Source organism: Streptomyces kanasensis, from assembly GCF_043077165.1.
GTDB lineage: Bacteria > Actinomycetota > Actinomycetes > Streptomycetales > Streptomycetaceae > Streptomyces > Streptomyces changanensis.
On the sequence record NZ_JBIBSF010000006.1, the window covers coordinates 278,911 to 294,433 of the forward strand.

Here is a 15,523-nt window from a genome sequence, read left to right on the forward strand (position 1 = left end):
TGCGGGCGCCGTTCCCCCGCGGGCGCGCCGGTCCGCGTGCGCGGCCGCTACGGCCCGGGTCAGCGGAGGCTGCGCACGTCGAGCTGGTACAGCACCCGATCGACGACCTCCGGGTCGGAGCCGGGTTCGTTGCGTGCGGCGAGGACCTCGTGCCGGGCGGCGGAGAGCAGCTCGTGCTGGACGCGGTGGACGGTCCGGAAGTGCTCGGCGCGCCGTTCGTAGGCGACCCGCCGCTCCTCGTCGACGAGGTCCGGGCTGATGCGCGCCCCGATGTCGAGGGCCAGCCGCCGCAGCCGCTCGACCAGTTCGTCGGGGAGCCCCTCGGTGCGCTGGATCTCCTTCAGCCGCCGTTTCGCGGCGAGGGCGGCGCGCAGCGCGAGCTCCCGTTCGAGGCGCCGCTCCTCGTCGCTGTCGGCGCGCACGCCGAGCCGGCCGACGAGCCAGGGCAGCGTGAGTCCCTGGAGGACCAGCGTGGCGATGATCACGCAGAAGGCGACGAAGAGGATCTCGTCCCGCCCGGGGAACGCCCCACCGGCGTCCGTGGTGAGCGGGATGGCCAGCGCCAGCGCGACGGACGCGACGCCGCGCATCCCCGACCACCACATGACGACGGTCTCCCGCCAGCTCATCGGGATCTCCTCGGCCGACGCGCGGCGCGTGTGGAGCCGCTTCGCGAGCCAGGTCGCGGGCAGCAGCCACAGCAGCCGCACCCCGACGACGGTCACGACGACGACCGCGCCCCAGCCGAGCATCCGCCCCACACGCCCCTCGGCGACCTCGAACACCGCGCTCAGCTCCAGGCCGACCAGCCCGAAGGCGACGCCGGTGACCAGGGTGTCGACGATCTCCCAGAAGGTGCGGCCGGCCAGCCGCCCCGTCACGTCGTCCGCGTCGAGGGTGTGGCGGGCCAGGACGAGGGCGGTGACGAGGACCGCGAGGACGCCGGAGCCGTGCAGCTCCTCGGCGAGGGAGTAGGCGGCGAACGGCAGCAGGAGCGTGAGCCCGGTGCGGAGGGTGGCGTCGTCGAGCGCGCCCGCCAGCCGGGCGCCCAGTTTGCCGAGGAGCAGGCCGACGGCGAGGGCGACGACCGCGGCGAGCAGCAGTTCGAGGCCGGCGCCGGCCCAGGAGAAGGTCCCGGCGACGACCGCGCCGACGGCGACGTGGTAGACGACGATCGCCGTCACGTCGTTGAAGAGGCCCTCGCCCTCCAGGATCGACACCAGGCGGCGGGGCAGTCCGACGGACCCGGCGACGGCGGTCGCGGCGATCGGGTCGGGCGGCGCGACGAGGGCGCCGAGCGCGACGGCGGCGGCGATGGGCAGGCCGGGGACCACGGTGTGCGCGACGGCGGCGACGACGGCCGTGGTGACCAGGACGAGCGCCACCGCGAGCAGCAGGATCGGTCGCTTGTTCACCGCGTACTGCCGCCAGGAGGTGCGCTGCACCGTGGCGTACAGCAGCGGCGGCAGGACCAGCGGCAGGATGAGTTCGGGCGGGACGTCGACGTTCGGCACGAACGGCAGGAAGGCGAGGACGATCCCGAGCAGCGTCATGAGGACCGGCGCGGGCACCCCGAGGCGGTCGCCGAGGGGCACGGTCAGCAGGGCGCCGAGCAGCAGTACGAGAAGCAGAGCCAACTGGTCCACGGTGCGAGGCCCTCCACCCGCTGGGGAACGCCGGGGTCAGGGCTCCACCCTGCCACGCCACCCGGTGGATCAGAGCGCGCGGCGCATCGCCAGGTGCGGTATTCCCGCGTCGAGGAACTCCTCGCCGTACGGCCCGTAGCCGAGCCGCCGGTAGAAGTCGAGGGCGTGGGTCTGCGCGTGCAGGTCCACGGCGGTCAGGCCCCGGGCCCGCGCCGCGTCCTCGATGGCGCGGACGAGCGCCGCCCCGACGCCGAGGCCGCGGGCGTCCCGCGTGACGGCGAGGCGGCCGAGCGCGCCGACGCCCTCGGCGCCGCCCGTGCGGCCCGCGGCGTCCGGGCCGTACAGGAGCCGGCCCGTGCCGAGGGCGGCACCGCCGGCGGCGTGCTCGGCGATGACGTGCACGGCCGTGGCGTCGTGCGCGTCGTACTCGATCTCCTCCGGGACGCCCTGCTCGACGACGAACACCGCGCGCCGGACGGCGAAGGCCGCCGCGCGGTCCTCCTCCGTCCGTACCTCCCGGACGCGGTAGGGGGTCACGCGCTCTCCGCGGCGATGGTGTCGAGGGCGAGCCGGAGGTCGTCGGGGTAGCCGCTCTCGAACTCGACCCACTGGCCGTCCGCCGGGTGCTCGAAGCCGAGGCGCACCGCGTGCAGCCACTGGCGGGTCAGCCGGAGCCGCTTGGCGAGGGTGGGGTCGGCGCCGTACGTCAGGTCGCCGACGCAGGGGTGCCGGTGCGCGGACATGTGGACGCGGATCTGGTGCGTCCGGCCCGTCTCCAGCTTGATGTCGAGGAGGGACGCGGCCCGGTACGCCTCGATGAGGTCGTAGTGCGTGACGGACGGCTTGCCCTCGGCGGTGACGGCCCACTTGTAGTCGTGCTGGGGGTGGCGGCCGATCGGCGCGTCGATCGTGCCGCTCAGCGGGTCCGGGTGGCCCTGGACGAGCGCGTGGTACCGCTTGTCGACGACCCGCTCGCGGAACTGGGCCTTCAGCAGCGTGTAGGCGCGCTCCGACTTGGCGACGACCATCAGCCCGGACGTGCCCACGTCGAGGCGGTGCACGATGCCCTGGCGCTCGGCGGCGCCGGACGTGGAGATCCGGTACCCGGCGGCGGCGAGGCCGCCGATCACGGTCGTGCCGGTCCAGCCGGGGCTCGGGTGCGCGGCGACACCGACCGGCTTCATGATCACGACGATGTCGTCGTCGTCGTGGACGATCTCCATCCCCTCGACCGGCTCGGCGACGACCTGCACCGGCGCGGGCGCCCCGGGCATCTCGACCTCCAGCCAGGCACCACCCGTGACGCGCTCGGACTTGCCGACCACCGCGCCGTCGACGAGGACCTTCCCGGCGGAGGCCAGCTCGGCCGCCTTGGTGCGGGAAAAGCCGAACATGCGGGCGATGGCGGCGTCGACGCGCTCGCCCTCCAGGCCGTCGGGAACGGGCAGCGTGCGGATCTCGGGAAGCGTGCTCACCCGTCGAGTATGCCTTGTCCCCGTCCCGGCCCGGTCAGGCCTGTGGACGGACCTGTGGACAACCCCGTGGACCGGGGTGCCCGTTCAGTCCTTGTGGACGGTCCCGTCCGGGTCCAGCCCCCGGAAGGACAGGATCACGATCAGGAAGCCGCCGCAGACGATCGCCGAGTCCGCGAGGTTGAAGACGGCGAAGTGCGCGGGTGCGATGAAGTCGACCACCGCGCCCTCGAAGACGCCCGGCGAGCGGAAGATCCGGTCGGTGAGGTTGCCGAGCGCGCCGCCGAGCAGCAGACCCAGCGCGACCGCCCAGGGGAGGCTGTACAGCTTGCGCGCCAGCCGCACGATCACCACGATCACGGCCGTCGCGATCACCGTGAAGATGACCGTGAACGCCTCACCGATGCCGAAGGCGGCACCCGGGTTCCTGATCGCCCGGAACTCCAGCAGGCCGTCGATCACCACGATCGGGTCGTGGTGCTCCAGCCGCGCCACGACCAGCATCTTGCTGCCCAGGTCCAGCAGGTACGCGACGAGGGCCACGGCGGCGAGCGCCACCACCCTGCGCCGGCCCTCGGGCCGCTCGGCGGGCGTCCCGGCCTCGTCGTCAACGTCCGGCGTACCGATGACCTGCTCCGCCTCTGCCACGTGAGTCCCTCAACCTAGGTACCTGACTGGGACGAGGGTACGGCACACCCGCGCGGTCAGCCCCGTCGCTCCTGCTTCTGCTTGTCCTCCACGCACAGGGTGGCCCGGGGGAACGCCTGCATGCGCGCCTTGCCGATCGGCTTGCCGCAGATCTCGCACAGGCCGTACGTACCGGCGTCGAGCCGTTGCAGCGCGTGCCGGCTCTGCTCCAGGGTGGCCCGGGCGTTCGCCGCGAGCGCCATCTCGTGCTCGCGCGTGATGTTCTTCGTCCCGGTGTCCGCCTCGTCGTGACCGGCGCCCTCCCCCGAGTCCCGCATCAACCCCGACAGGGCCTCCTCGGAGGCGGCGAGCTCCTGCTGGAGCCGCTGCACCTCGCCCTCCAGCTCGGCGCGGGCCTCCGCCACCTCCTCCGCCGTCCACGGCTCCTCGCCCGGCCGTACGGCCAGGTCCTCGGGTGCCACATCGGCGACCCCGCGGGCCGTGGGAACGGCCACCCCGGCCGCCGTGGTCACGTCCGCCGTCTTCTTCGCTGCCACCGTCCTGGCTCCTGTCTCCTCAGCGGCCCGGGCCGCCACCTCGGCCGCGGACGCGGCCTTCTTCCCTGCCCTGCCACCCGCCGCCGCACCGGCCGCGGGCGTCTCACCGACCACTACTTCCCCACCAGCGACATCGTCACCGCGGTGAGGACCGCCGGAACCCCCCGGCGCGGCCCCCTCCGCGGCCGCCACCTTCCTGGCGGCGACCGCTTTCCCGGCGGGCGCCTTCGCACCGGACGCGCTCCCCGCAGATGCCTTCCCCGCGGAGGCCCTTCCGGACCCCTCGACCCCCGTCGTCTTCCCACCGGACCCCTCGGCCGCCGACGGACCCGCCGTCTTGCCGCCCGCCTTCTTGGCGGGAGCTTTCCTGGCGGGCACCTTCTTGGCAGCGGCCTCCCGGACAGCCACCTTCCTGGCCGGCACCCTCTTGGCGGGCGCCTCCTGCGCCACGGCATCCTTCACGGACGCCTTCTTCGCAGGAGCCTCCCTGGCCGGCACCTTCTTGGCAGCGGCCTCCCGGACAGCCACCTTCCTGGCCGGCACCTTCCTCGCGGACGCCTTCTTGGCCGGCGTCTCCTCGGCGGACGCCTTCCTCGCGGCAGTCTCCTTTGCGGGGGTCTTCTTGGCAGGGGCCTTCCTGGCAGGGGCCTTGCCCGTGGCCGTCGTCCTGGCCGGCACCGTGTCCGTGGCCGTCTTCCCGGCCGCCGCCTCACCGGCCGCCGCCTCACCGGCCGCCGCCTCACCGGTCGGCGCCTTCCGGGGGGCGGACTTCCCAGGGGCCGCCTTCTTCCCCTGCGCGCCCGCCCCCGTGCTCGCGCGGCCCCGGGTCGGGGGCCCGTCGTCCGCCGGGACCGCTCCGCGCGCGGCGGCGGGCGCACGGCCCGCGGCGGACGCGGCGGACCTCCCGGACGCCGTCCCCTCGACGGCGGTCTTCTTCGCCACCATGCCGCGGCCCCTTCACATATTGTGATCTTGCTCGCGAATCGTGCTGGGACGATAAATCGACTTCGGCCCCGCGGCAACGGGGCACGCCGCCGGCGGCGGTCAGCCGGTACCCGACCAGGCGAGCGGGAAGGGCCGTACCGCCGCCGTCCGCCCGTTACGGCGGGGACGCGCCCCCGTCGAAGGCGTACGACGGCGCACGGGGCCGTTCGGGCGTACGGACCGCGCCGCGCGCCCGCCCGGCAAAACGTGGCGACCCGCGTCCGGCCCGCCCCGTACACTGGGCGAAGCGAAAGGCGTGGATGGGGACCAGTAGCGTCGCACGCGGCCATGAGCGACCCGGGGACGGTGAGAGCCCGGGGGCGAGCCCGACGTGAAGCATCACCCCGGAGCCGCCGGAAGAAAGCTTTGGACAGTGGGCTCCCGCCCACGGGCGCAAGGTCAGTAGAACCGGCATCGCGACCCCAATGAGGGGGCTCCGGGCCCAGTGCCCGGCGCCAAGGAGGGTGGTACCGCGGGAGCACGCGCTCTCGTCCCTCCGACGGAACGACGAACCTGTCCGCCGGAGGATTCGATGTCGCAGTACCACCAGGTACCCGCCCAGGTCGACCTGCCCGCCCTCGAGCACGCCGTGCTCGATTTCTGGCGCGAGAGCAAGGTCTTCGCCAAGAGCCTGGAGCAGTCCGAAGGGCGCCCCGAGTGGGTGTTCTACGAGGGCCCGCCCACTGCCAACGGCATGCCGGGCGCCCACCACATCGAGGCGCGCGTCTTCAAGGACGTGTTCCCCCGCTTCCGCACCATGCGCGGCTACCACGTGGCCCGCAAGGCCGGCTGGGACTGCCACGGCCTGCCCGTGGAGCTCGCCGTCGAGAAGGAGCTGGGCTTCTCCGGCAAGAAGGACATCGAGGCGTACGGCATCGCCGAGTTCAACGCCAAGTGCCGCGAGTCCGTGACCCGCCACACCGACGCGTTCGCCGAGCTGACGACCCGCATGGGCTACTGGGTCGACCTGGACGACGCGTACCGCACCATGGACCCCGAGTACGTCGACTCGGTGTGGTGGTCGCTGAAGGAGATCTTCGGCAAGGGCCTGCTGGTCCAGGACCACCGCGTCGCCCCCTGGTGCCCGCGCTGCGGCACCGGCCTGTCGGACCACGAGCTGGCGCAGGGGTACGAGACGGTCGTCGACCCGTCCGTCTACGTCCGCTTCCCGCTCACCTCCGGCCCCCTGGCCGGCGAGGCGGCGCTGGTGGTCTGGACGACGACCCCCTGGACGCTGGTGTCCAACACCGCCGTCGCCGCCCACCCCGACGTCACGTACGTCGTCGCCACCGACGGCCGGGAGAAGCTCGTCGTCGCCCAGCCGCTGCTGGAGAAGGCCCTCGGCGAGGGCTGGGAGGCCACCGGGCAGACGTTCACCGGTGCCGAGATGGAGCGCTGGGCCTACCGGCGTCCCTTCGACCTGGTCGACTTCCCGGCCGAGGCGCACTTCGTCGTCAACGCCGACTACGTCACCACCGAGGACGGCACCGGCCTGGTCCACCAGGCGCCGGCGTTCGGTGAGGACGACCTCAAGGTCTGCCGCGCGTACGACCTGCCCGTCGTGAACCCGGTCCGCCCCGACGGCACCTTCGAGGAGGACGTGCGGCTCGTCGGCGGCGTCTTCTTCAAGAAGGCCGATGAGGCGCTCACCGCCGACCTCGACGCCCGGGGCCTGCTGTTCCGGCACATCGCCTACGAGCACAGCTACCCGCACTGCTGGCGCTGCCACACGGCGCTGCTGTACTACGCGCAGCCGTCCTGGTACATCCGCACCACCGCCGTGAAGGACCGGCTGCTGGAGGAGAACGAGGCGACCAACTGGTTCCCCGACTCCGTCAAGCACGGCCGGTTCGGCGACTGGCTGAACAACAACATCGACTGGGCGCTCTCCCGCAACCGCTACTGGGGCACCCCGCTGCCCATCTGGCGCTGCGAGGAGGGCCACCTCACCTGCGTCGGCTCCCGGGCCGAGCTGACCGAGCTGACCGGCAGCGACCAGTCCGCGCTCGACCCGCACCGCCCGTACATCGACGACGTCACCTTCCCGTGCACCCACGACGGCTGTGCGCTCACCGCGACGCGCGTCCCCGAGGTCATCGACGCCTGGTACGACTCGGGCTCGATGCCGTTCGCACAGTGGGGCTACCCGTACCGGAACAAGGAGCTCTTCGAGCAGCGCTACCCGGCGCAGTTCATCTCGGAGGCCATCGACCAGACGCGCGGCTGGTTCTACACGCTGATGGCCGTCGGCACGCTCGTGTTCGACAAGTCGTCGTACGAGAACGTCGTCTGCCTGGGCCACATCCTCGCCGAGGACGGCCGGAAGATGTCCAAGCACCTCGGCAACATCCTCCAGCCCATCCCGCTGATGGACCAGCACGGCGCCGACGCGGTGCGCTGGTTCATGGCCGCCGGCGGCTCCCCCTGGGCGGCCCGCCGCGTCGGCCACGGCACGATCCAGGAGGTCGTCCGCAAGACGCTCCTCACGTACTGGAACACCGTCGCCTTCCAGGCGCTGTACGCGCGCACGGCCGGCTGGGCGCCCACCGACGCCGACCCGGCACCCGCCGACCGCACGGTCCTGGACCGCTGGCTGCTGAGCGAGCTGCACACCCTCACCGACCAGGTCACGCAGGCGCTGGAGGCGTACGACACGCAGCGCGCCGGCAAGCTCCTCTCCGCCTTCGTCGACGACCTGTCGAACTGGTACGTGCGCCGGTCCCGCCGCCGCTTCTGGCAGGGCGACAAGGGCGCGCTGCGCACCCTGCACGAGGTCGTGGAGACCGTCACGCGCCTCATGGCGCCGCTGACGCCGTTCATCACCGAGCGGGTCTGGCAGGACCTGGTGGTGCCGGTCACGCCCCACGCCCCCGAGTCGGTGCACCTGTCGACCTGGCCCGAGGCCGACCGGTCGGCGATCGACCCGGCGCTGTCCCGGCAGATGACGCTGGTGCGGCGCCTCGTCGAGCTGGGCCGCGCCGCGCGCGCCGAGTCCGGCGTCAAGACCCGCCAGCCCCTCTCCCGCGCGCTGGTCGCCGCGGCGGGCTTCGAGTCGCTCTCCCCCGAGCTGCGCGCGCAGATCACCGAGGAGCTCAACGTCTCGTCGCTGGCCTCCCTCTCCGAGGTCGGCGGATCGCTCGTCGACACGACGGCGAAGGCGAACTTCCGCGCCCTCGGCAAGCGGTTCGGCAAGGGCGTGCAGGACGTCGCCAAGGCCGTCGCCGCGACCGACGCCGCCGCCCTGTCGCTCGCCCTGCGCGGCGGCGAGGCCACGGTGGAGGTGAACGGCGAGCCGATCACGCTCACGCCGGACGAGGTGATCATCACCGAGACGCCGCGCGAGGGCTGGTCCGTCGCATCCGAGGCGGGCGCCACCGTCGCGCTCGACCTGGAGATCACGCCGGAACTGCGGCTGGCCGGTCTGGCCCGCGACGCGATCCGCCTGATCCAGGAGGCCCGGAAGAACAGCGGCCTCGACGTCGCCGACCGGATCGCCCTGCGCTGGACCTCGACCGACGGCGAGGTCGTCACGGCCCTGACCGACCACGCCGGCCTCATCGCCGACGAGGTCCTGGCGACGGACTTCGCCCAGGGCGACGCGGACGGCGGCTACGGCGAGCCGTTCACGGACGAGCCCCTGTCCCTGACGTTCCGCCTCCGCAAGGCGTGACCCCTCCGAAGGGCCCGGCCACCTCCCGCGGCCGGGCCCTTCGGCTCACCCCCACGTCCCGCACCCGGCACCCGGCCGGGGCCCCTCCGGGGTGCCCCCACAGGGGTCGGCGGCGTCGGCGCGGCGCCCGTACCGGGGCCCGAGGCCGCCGGCCCCGAGGAGGTACGCCGGAGGGCCCCGCCCCACCCCCACCCCCACTGGCCCGAGGCACCACACCACACCACACCCCGGCCTGGCCTGGCCTGGCCCGGCCCGGCCCGGCCGCCAAGAGACACCGCACCACGAGCCCGAGGCACCACCCCACGGGCTCGCCAAGAGGCAGCACCCCCACCCTCACCCCAAGAGGCAGCACACCCCACCCCCACCGAGGCCACCAACCACCCCCACGTCTCCACTACCCCCACCCCCGACAAAAGGCCGGGGCCCGGGACGTGTGTACGTCCCGGGCCCCGGCCCGACTGCCTACCGACGGCTACGCGCTCATCGCGCGACCCGTCCCCGTCAGTTGTCGTCCTCGTCGATGAGGAAGCCACGCATCGGCGAGGGCGCCTGCTGCATCGGCTGCGGCGCCTGCGGCCGCACCGGCGCCATCGGCTGGGTCATCGCCGGGGACATCTGCTGCTGGCCACCGTACGACGGGCCACCACCCATGCCCGGCGAACCGCCCATGTTCTGGTTGCCGCCGTACGACGGGGCAGCCGCACCGGCCGACGCCATCGACGGGGACGGCGGCAGCGACGGAGCCGCGGACGGGGTGCGCGGCGGGGCGAGCGACTCGTCGCCCTGGCTCTCCAACTGGCGCAGCTGGCTCTCCAGGTACGACTTCAGACGCGTGCGGTACTCGCGCTCGAAGCCGCGCAGGTCCTCGACCTTGCGCTCCAGCGTGGCGCGGGCGGACTCCAGGGAGCCCATCGCGACGCGGTGCTTCTCCTGCGCGTCCCGCTCCAGCGCGTCGGCCTTGGCGCGGGCGTCCCGCTCCAGGCCCTCGGCGCGCGACCGGGCCTCGCCGACGATCTTGTTGGCCTCGGAACGGGCCTCCGCGATCGCCTGGTCGGCCGTCTGCTGGGCCAGCGACAGCACACGTGCGGCGCTGTCACCGCCGGGCCCCTGCTGGGGCATGCCCTGGCCGTGGCCACCCATGGGGCCGCCCATCGGACCGCCCATGGGGCCGCCCTGCATGGGGCCGGGGCCGTGCGGGCCCTGCGGGCCGCCGTGGCTGGGACCGGCCGGCAGCTGCGGCGCACCGCCCGGCAGCTGGGGCGGACCCATCTGCGGCGGCTGCTGCTGGACCGGCGGACCGGATATGGCGGCGGGCACGGGACCACCCGGACCGCCGGGGCCGACCGGGCGCTCCTGCTGCTCCGGCGGCTTGCGCATGGCCTGCTGCTGGTTCTGCGCGGCGGCACGCGTCGCGGCGGCCAGCTTCGCGCGCAGATCCTCGTTCTCCCGGAGCAGGCGGGTCAGCTCGGCCTCGACCTCGTCAAGGAAGGCATCGACCTCGTCCTCGTCGTAGCCTTCTCGGAGACGGACGGTCGTGAACTGCTTGTTCCGCACGTCCTCGGGGGTCAGCGCCATCTCTTCTTCACCTCTACGTAGTCGTCGGCAGTCGGCAGGACCGTTATCGCTCACACCCTCATCGCGAAGCCACCCACGATGTTGAGCAGGATGTACACGATGATCATCAGAACGAAGAAGGACAGGTCGAGTGCCACGCCCCCGAGACGCAGCGGTGGGATGAACCGCTGCAGAAGCTTCAGTGGTGGATCGGTGACAGTGTAGGTGGCCTCCAGAACGACCACCATCGCCTTGCCGGGTTCCCATGAACGGGCGAACTGGAAGACGTACTGCATGACCAGCCGGAAGATCAGCAGGATCAGGAAGCACATCAGCGCGATGTAGACCACCTGTAGTGCGACGCCCATCCCGCGTTCCCTCTCCCCTGGCTCTCTCATACCGGCCGTGCGGCCGGGTCGTTCCCGGTGTCGTGTCTCAGCTCTGGTTGAAGAATCCGCCCTCTGCGATGCGGGCCTTGTCCTCCGCCGTGACATCGACGTTAGCAGGCGACAACAGGAACACCTTCTGCGTCACTCGCTCAATGCTGCCATGCAGCCCGAAGACGAGACCGGCGGCAAAGTCGACAAGTCGCTTCGCGTCCGTGTCGTCCATCTCGGTCAGGTTCATGATCACGGGCGTGCCCTCGCGGAAGTGTTCCCCGATGGTACGGGCCTCGTTGTAGGTCCGCGGGTGCAGCGTGGTGATGCGGTAGGGCTCCCGCTCGGACACGACCTTGGGCATGATCACCGGTGCGTTCTTCTCCAGGCTCGGGCGTTCAGGTGTGATGGACGCCACGGGGGCGATTCGGGCGGGTCGTCCGCTTTCAGCGGGAAGCGCAACGGGCTCACGCTGGACCGGCGGTTGCACGACCGGCGCACGGACCGGCTCCTCGCGCTCCACCTGGTGCGGAGGCTGATGGCGGCGCCGCTCACGCTCGGGCTCCGGCTCGAGCTCGGGTTCGAAGTCGTCATCGGGGTCGAATCCCCGGCCGTCGTACCCATCGTCCTCCACGAGGCCGAGGTAGACCGCCATCTTGCGCATCGCGCCGGCCATTCTCCGGTTCCTCCGCTCTGTGGTGGATCGGCAACGTCAGGTCGCGCCCGTGATCCACTCGGCCTGCCCGCCATTCGGCGGAAATGACCATATTTTCTACTGTGGTCCGACTTGCTTCGCGACGTTACCCGAGCCGGGGTCGGACTCCGAGTACCGCCGTACCGATGCGCACATGTGTCGCCCCGGCCGCCACCGCGTCCTCCAGGTCCGCACTCATCCCTGCTGACACCATGTTCGCAGCAGGACGGGTCGCGCGCAGGTGTGACGAGAATTCCACCAGCCGGTCGAACGCGGCTCGTTGCCGCCCCGCGAACGGACCGGCCAGGGGCGCGACGGTCATCAGACCCCCGAGCCGGAGCCCGGGCGCCGCGTCGACCGCCGCCGCCAACTCCTCGATCCCCTCGGGCCCCACGCCCCCGCGCTCGCCCCGCTCGCCCGACTCCGCGTCGAGGGCGACCTGGATCAGGCAGTCGAGCTCCCGCCCGGCACGCGCGGCGGCCGACGAGAGCGCCGAAACCAGCCGCAACCGGTCGATCGACTGCACGACCTGGGCGTAACCGGCCACCGAGCGGACCTTGTTCGTCTGGAGCTGACCGACGAAGTGCCAGGTGAGATCGAGGTCCGCGCACGCGGCGGCCTTGGGGGCCGCGTCCTGGTCGCGGTTCTCGGCGACGTGGCGGACGCCGAGCTCGTGGAGGATGCGGACGTCCTCGGCGGGGTAGGTCTTGGTGACCACGATGAGGGTCACGTCCTCGCGGGGGCGCCCCGCCGCGGCGCAGGCGGCGGCGATGCGCTCCTCCACCCGGGCGAGGTTCTCGGCGAGTTCCGTCCTACGGTCCGTCATGCCCTCTCCTCCCCCGGCTCGGCGGACCCGGCGGGTCCGGCGGCGGCGCCGTCGAGCCAGACGTACCCGGCGAGCCGCCCGGTCGTACGGTCGCGGCGGTAGGAGAAGTGGTCCGCCGACTCGCGGGTGCACGTGCCGGAGGCGCGGCGGTCGCGTACGCCCAGCCGCTCCAGCTGGGCGTGGACCCCGGCGACGACGTCGACGGCCGGGGTGCCCCAGCTCGTCTCGGCCCGGGCGGCCGGTTCGACGGCGGCCACCTGGTCGCGCATCGCGGGCGGCACCTCGTAGCAGCGCCCGCAGACGGCGGGCCCGGTCCGCGCGACGATCCGCGACGGCTCGGCGCCAAGTGTGATCATGGTCTCGATCGCGGCGGGGACGACCCCGGCCACCATGCCGGGGCGGCCCGCGTGGGCCGCCGCGACGACACCGGCCACCGGGTCGGCGAGCAGGACGGGCACGCAGTCGGCGGTGAGCACGGCGAGCGGCAGACCGCGCCGCGAGGTGACGACCGCGTCCCCCGCCGGGACCTCCGCGCCCGCGGGCCACGGACCGTCGACCACGTGGACGGCCCGGCCGTGGACCTGGTGCATCCAGACGACCCGGTCCGGGTCGACGCCGAGGTTCCCGGCCGCGGTCTTCCGGTTCGTGCGGACCGCGGCGGGGTCGTCGCCGACGGCGCCGCCGAGGTTGAGCTCCTCGTACGGAACGGCGCTCACTCCGCCCCACCGGTCGGTGAAGGCGAAGTGCGCGCCGTCCGTCGTGTCGTACCGCTCTATCACTTCAGGAAGTCCGGGACGTCCAGCTCTTCGGCCTGGGTGTCCGGGTAGGGGCGCGTCGTCGGGATGGACGGCGGGGTGACCGGCGCGAGCGTGGTCTCTCCGACCGTCGGGGCGGGCTCGACCGGTGCGGGCGCGGGCTCCTCGCGGACGGGGACCGTGCCGAGGCCGCTGCTCACCGCGCGCGGGGTCTCCGCGGCACGCGGCGCGGGAGAGGCGGACTCCTCCCGCTTGGCCGCCGACGCGCCGAGGACGGTGTCCCGCCGGGCGGGCGGCTGCCCGCCGTCGAAGCCGGCCGCGATGACCGTGACGCGCACCTCGTCACCGAGGGCGTCGTCGATGACGGCACCGAAGATGATGTTCGCCTCGGGGTGGGCCGCCTCGCTGACCAGCTGGGCCGCCTCGTTGATCTCGAACAGGCCGAGGTCGGAACCGCCGGAGATGGAGAGCAGCACACCGCGGGCGCCGTCGATGGACGCCTCCAGCAGCGGCGAGGAGATCGCCATCTCGGCAGCGGCCACCGCACGGTCGTCGCCGCGGGCGGAGCCGATGCCCATGAGCGCCGAACCGGCCTCCGACATGACCGACTTGACGTCGGCGAAGTCGAGGTTGATCAGGCCCGGCGTGGTGATGAGGTCCGTGATGCCCTGGACACCGGAGAGCAGCACCTGGTCGGCGGACTTGAACGCGTCCAGGACGCTGACCTGGCGGTCCGAGATGGACAGCAGCCGGTCGTTGGGGATGACGATGAGGGTGTCGACCTCTTCGCGGAGTTCCGCGATGCCGTCCTCCGCCTGGTTGGCGCGGCGGCGGCCCTCGAAGGTGAAGGGCCGGGTGACCACGCCGATGGTCAGGGCGCCGAGCGAGCGGGCGATGTTGGCGACGACGGGTGCGCCGCCGGTGCCGGTGCCACCGCCCTCGCCGGCGGTGACGAAGACCATGTCGGCCCCCTTGAGGACCTCCTCGATCTCCTCACGGTGGTCCTCTGCCGCCTTGCGGCCGACTGCGGGGTTGGCCCCGGCGCCGAGGCCGCGGGTGAGTTCGCGGCCGACGTCCAGCTTGACGTCGGCGTCGCTCATCAACAGGGCTTGCGCGTCCGTGTTGATGGCGATGAACTCGACGCCCTTGAGACCGACCTCGATCATTCGGTTGATGGCATTGACACCACCGCCGCCGACACCGATGACCTTGATGACTGCGAGGTAGTTCTGCGGTGCTGCCACGTCGAAGGCCTCTCGCCTCGAGTTACGTGCCGCCGCTCCGCGCTGCGTGGCGCGCCGCGACGGCGGATGCCGAAGGGACGGTCCGAATCGCCGACCCAAACCCTAACCTTGAAGTTTAGGGTTACCAGTGTGCCTGCTCCCTGGACTCTTCCGAACAGGACACTAAGTCGACAAGTGGGGCGCGTTCAACGAACACGCCGAACCTCCCGTTTTTCTTTTCACCCTATGTGATCACCCAGAGCCCTGACCAACCAGGGTGCTGGCCAGCGCGTATGCGCGTCAACTCCCTGACGCCGCAGGGGCGCCCGGGGCACTCACGTCGAAGTGCGCCGCTCCGGGCGCCGCCTTCATCAGTGCGAGCAGCGAACGGGTCTTCGCCCCGCGGTGCTCGCCACTCCCCCAGAAGACCGTCCGATCGCCCGACAGCTCCAGGGTGAGGGAGTCGTACGAGCGGACGCGGACGGACAGCAGGTCCCGGCCGAGCTTTCCGGGGAGCCCGCCCACCACGCCCACCGCCTCGCGCGTCAGCCGGTCGGCGTCGAAGCGGCGCAGGCTGGGCGACCGGCCCGCGGCGAGGTGCAGCCTGGGCACTCCGGCAGGCGCGGTCGAGACCATGGCGTACCGGGTACCCTTCGCGTCGATTTCCATGTACGCCCCGCCCTGGCGGGCCACCAGGACCGGTACGCGTTCGGTCACTTCCAGACCGATTCCGTGCGGCCACGAGCGTACGACGTCGACCGAGTCGATCCGGGGCAACGCGCGGCGCAGCCGCTCCTCGATGGCGTCCGTGTCGACGGAGGCCATCGGCGCGCCGACCGGGACGGCCGCCGCCGCGGTGACCTGGCCCGGCGTCAGCACGCGGGTGCCCGAGACGGACACGTGCTCGACGCGCAGCCAGGAGGAGCCGTACAGCAGCCAGAGCACGCCGGCGGCGAGGAGGACGGCGGCGAGGGCGAGGAGCAGGACCCGGGGGCGCGCCGGGCCGCGCCGGGCGCCCCCGCCGCGCTCCGGGCGTGCGGAGGGCCGGCCCGGCGACGCGCCCGCGGGCCTCCTGGCGCCGCGCTCGGCGGTCGTCGGTCCGGCCATGCTCCCTGCCCTTCGCTCGCTGCCGCCGGGC

The 15,523-nt window shown here is 72.8% G+C and carries 13 protein-coding genes; 1 reads left to right on the top strand and 12 read right to left on the bottom strand.

Annotation, left to right across the window (positions count from 1 at the left end; genetic code table 11):
- Window positions 1-59 precede the first annotated feature (59 nt).
- The 5 genes from ACF053_RS17525 to ACF053_RS17545 all read right to left on the bottom strand — a co-directional run bounded on the left by ACF053_RS17525 (window position 60) and on the right by ACF053_RS17545 (window position 5,247).
- Window positions 60-1,646 (bottom strand): Na+/H+ antiporter, encoded by a 1,587-nt coding sequence (locus ACF053_RS17525; protein WP_391954710.1) that lies wholly within the window; start codon window positions 1,644-1,646, stop codon window positions 60-62.
- A 69-nt stretch (window positions 1,647-1,715) separates the two neighbouring features.
- Window positions 1,716-2,183 carry a GNAT family N-acetyltransferase gene (locus ACF053_RS17530; protein ID WP_391954711.1) on the bottom strand — a complete coding sequence of 156 codons (468 nt, stop codon included), beginning with the start codon at window positions 2,181-2,183 and terminating at the stop codon, window positions 1,716-1,718.
- The gene (locus tag ACF053_RS17535) at window positions 2,180-3,121 is read right to left on the bottom strand and encodes an RluA family pseudouridine synthase (protein ID WP_391954712.1); all 942 of its coding nucleotides are present in this window, start codon (window positions 3,119-3,121) and stop codon (window positions 2,180-2,182) included. The genes ACF053_RS17530 and ACF053_RS17535 overlap by 4 nt, the downstream gene beginning before the upstream one ends.
- A gap of 84 nt (window positions 3,122-3,205) precedes the next feature.
- Window positions 3,206-3,766: a signal peptidase II gene (lspA, locus tag ACF053_RS17540; RefSeq protein WP_391954713.1), complete on the bottom strand. Its 561-nt coding sequence runs from the start codon at window positions 3,764-3,766 to the stop codon at window positions 3,206-3,208.
- Window positions 3,767-3,822: 56 nt separating this feature from the next.
- A complete protein-coding gene (locus ACF053_RS17545) occupies window positions 3,823-5,247 on the bottom strand; it encodes a histone H1-like repetitive region-containing protein (protein WP_391954714.1) in 1,425 nt (474 codons plus the stop codon).
- Window positions 5,248-5,818: 571 nt separating this feature from the next.
- On the opposite strand from ACF053_RS17545, the gene ileS reads away from it, so the two are divergent.
- A complete protein-coding gene (gene ileS, locus ACF053_RS17550; RefSeq protein ID WP_391954715.1) occupies window positions 5,819-8,956 on the top strand; it encodes an isoleucine--tRNA ligase in 3,138 nt (1,045 codons plus the stop codon).
- A 501-nt stretch (window positions 8,957-9,457) separates the two neighbouring features.
- Here the strand turns inward: ileS and ACF053_RS17555 are convergent.
- The 7 genes from ACF053_RS17555 to ACF053_RS17585 form a co-directional block, all read right to left on the bottom strand.
- Window positions 9,458-10,531 carry a DivIVA domain-containing protein gene (locus tag ACF053_RS17555; RefSeq protein ID WP_391954716.1) on the bottom strand — a complete coding sequence of 358 codons (1,074 nt, stop codon included), beginning with the start codon at window positions 10,529-10,531 and terminating at the stop codon, window positions 9,458-9,460.
- Between the two features lie 50 nt (window positions 10,532-10,581).
- Window positions 10,582-10,878, bottom strand: coding sequence for a YggT family protein (locus tag ACF053_RS17560; protein WP_058941823.1), 297 nt, complete (start codon window positions 10,876-10,878; stop codon window positions 10,582-10,584).
- A 67-nt stretch (window positions 10,879-10,945) separates the two neighbouring features.
- Window positions 10,946-11,563 carry a cell division protein SepF gene (locus tag ACF053_RS17565; protein ID WP_228977771.1) on the bottom strand — a complete coding sequence of 206 codons (618 nt, stop codon included), beginning with the start codon at window positions 11,561-11,563 and terminating at the stop codon, window positions 10,946-10,948.
- 124 nt (window positions 11,564-11,687) lie between these two features.
- On the bottom strand, window positions 11,688-12,407 hold the full coding sequence (locus tag ACF053_RS17570) for a YggS family pyridoxal phosphate-dependent enzyme (protein ID WP_391954717.1): 720 nt from the start codon (window positions 12,405-12,407) through the stop codon (window positions 11,688-11,690).
- On the bottom strand, window positions 12,404-13,186 hold the full coding sequence (gene pgeF / locus ACF053_RS17575) for a peptidoglycan editing factor PgeF (RefSeq protein WP_391954718.1): 783 nt from the start codon (window positions 13,184-13,186) through the stop codon (window positions 12,404-12,406). The genes ACF053_RS17570 and pgeF overlap by 4 nt, the downstream gene beginning before the upstream one ends.
- A complete protein-coding gene (ftsZ, locus tag ACF053_RS17580) occupies window positions 13,183-14,406 on the bottom strand; it encodes a cell division protein FtsZ (protein ID WP_391954719.1) in 1,224 nt (407 codons plus the stop codon). The genes pgeF and ftsZ overlap by 4 nt, the downstream gene beginning before the upstream one ends.
- Before the next feature lie 279 nt (window positions 14,407-14,685).
- The gene (locus ACF053_RS17585) at window positions 14,686-15,492 is read right to left on the bottom strand and encodes a cell division protein FtsQ/DivIB (RefSeq protein ID WP_391954720.1); all 807 of its coding nucleotides are present in this window, start codon (window positions 15,490-15,492) and stop codon (window positions 14,686-14,688) included.
- Window positions 15,493-15,523 lie beyond the last annotated feature (31 nt).

Coding starts and splice junctions, on each gene's coding strand:
- ACF053_RS17585 (WP_391954720.1), bottom strand. CDS start 15,492: ATGGCCGGACCGACGACCGCCGAGCGCGGCGCCAGGAGGCCCGCGGGC.
- ACF053_RS17570 (WP_391954717.1), bottom strand. CDS start 12,407: ATGACGGACCGTAGGACGGAACTCGCCGAGAACCTCGCCCGGGTGGAG.
- ACF053_RS17545 (WP_391954714.1), bottom strand. CDS start 5,247: ATGGTGGCGAAGAAGACCGCCGTCGAGGGGACGGCGTCCGGGAGGTCC.
- ACF053_RS17565 (WP_228977771.1), bottom strand. CDS start 11,563: ATGGCCGGCGCGATGCGCAAGATGGCGGTCTACCTCGGCCTCGTGGAG.
- ACF053_RS17560 (WP_058941823.1), bottom strand. CDS start 10,878: ATGGGCGTCGCACTACAGGTGGTCTACATCGCGCTGATGTGCTTCCTG.
- ileS (WP_391954715.1), top strand. CDS start 5,819: ATGTCGCAGTACCACCAGGTACCCGCCCAGGTCGACCTGCCCGCCCTC.
- ACF053_RS17555 (WP_391954716.1), bottom strand. CDS start 10,531: ATGGCGCTGACCCCCGAGGACGTGCGGAACAAGCAGTTCACGACCGTC.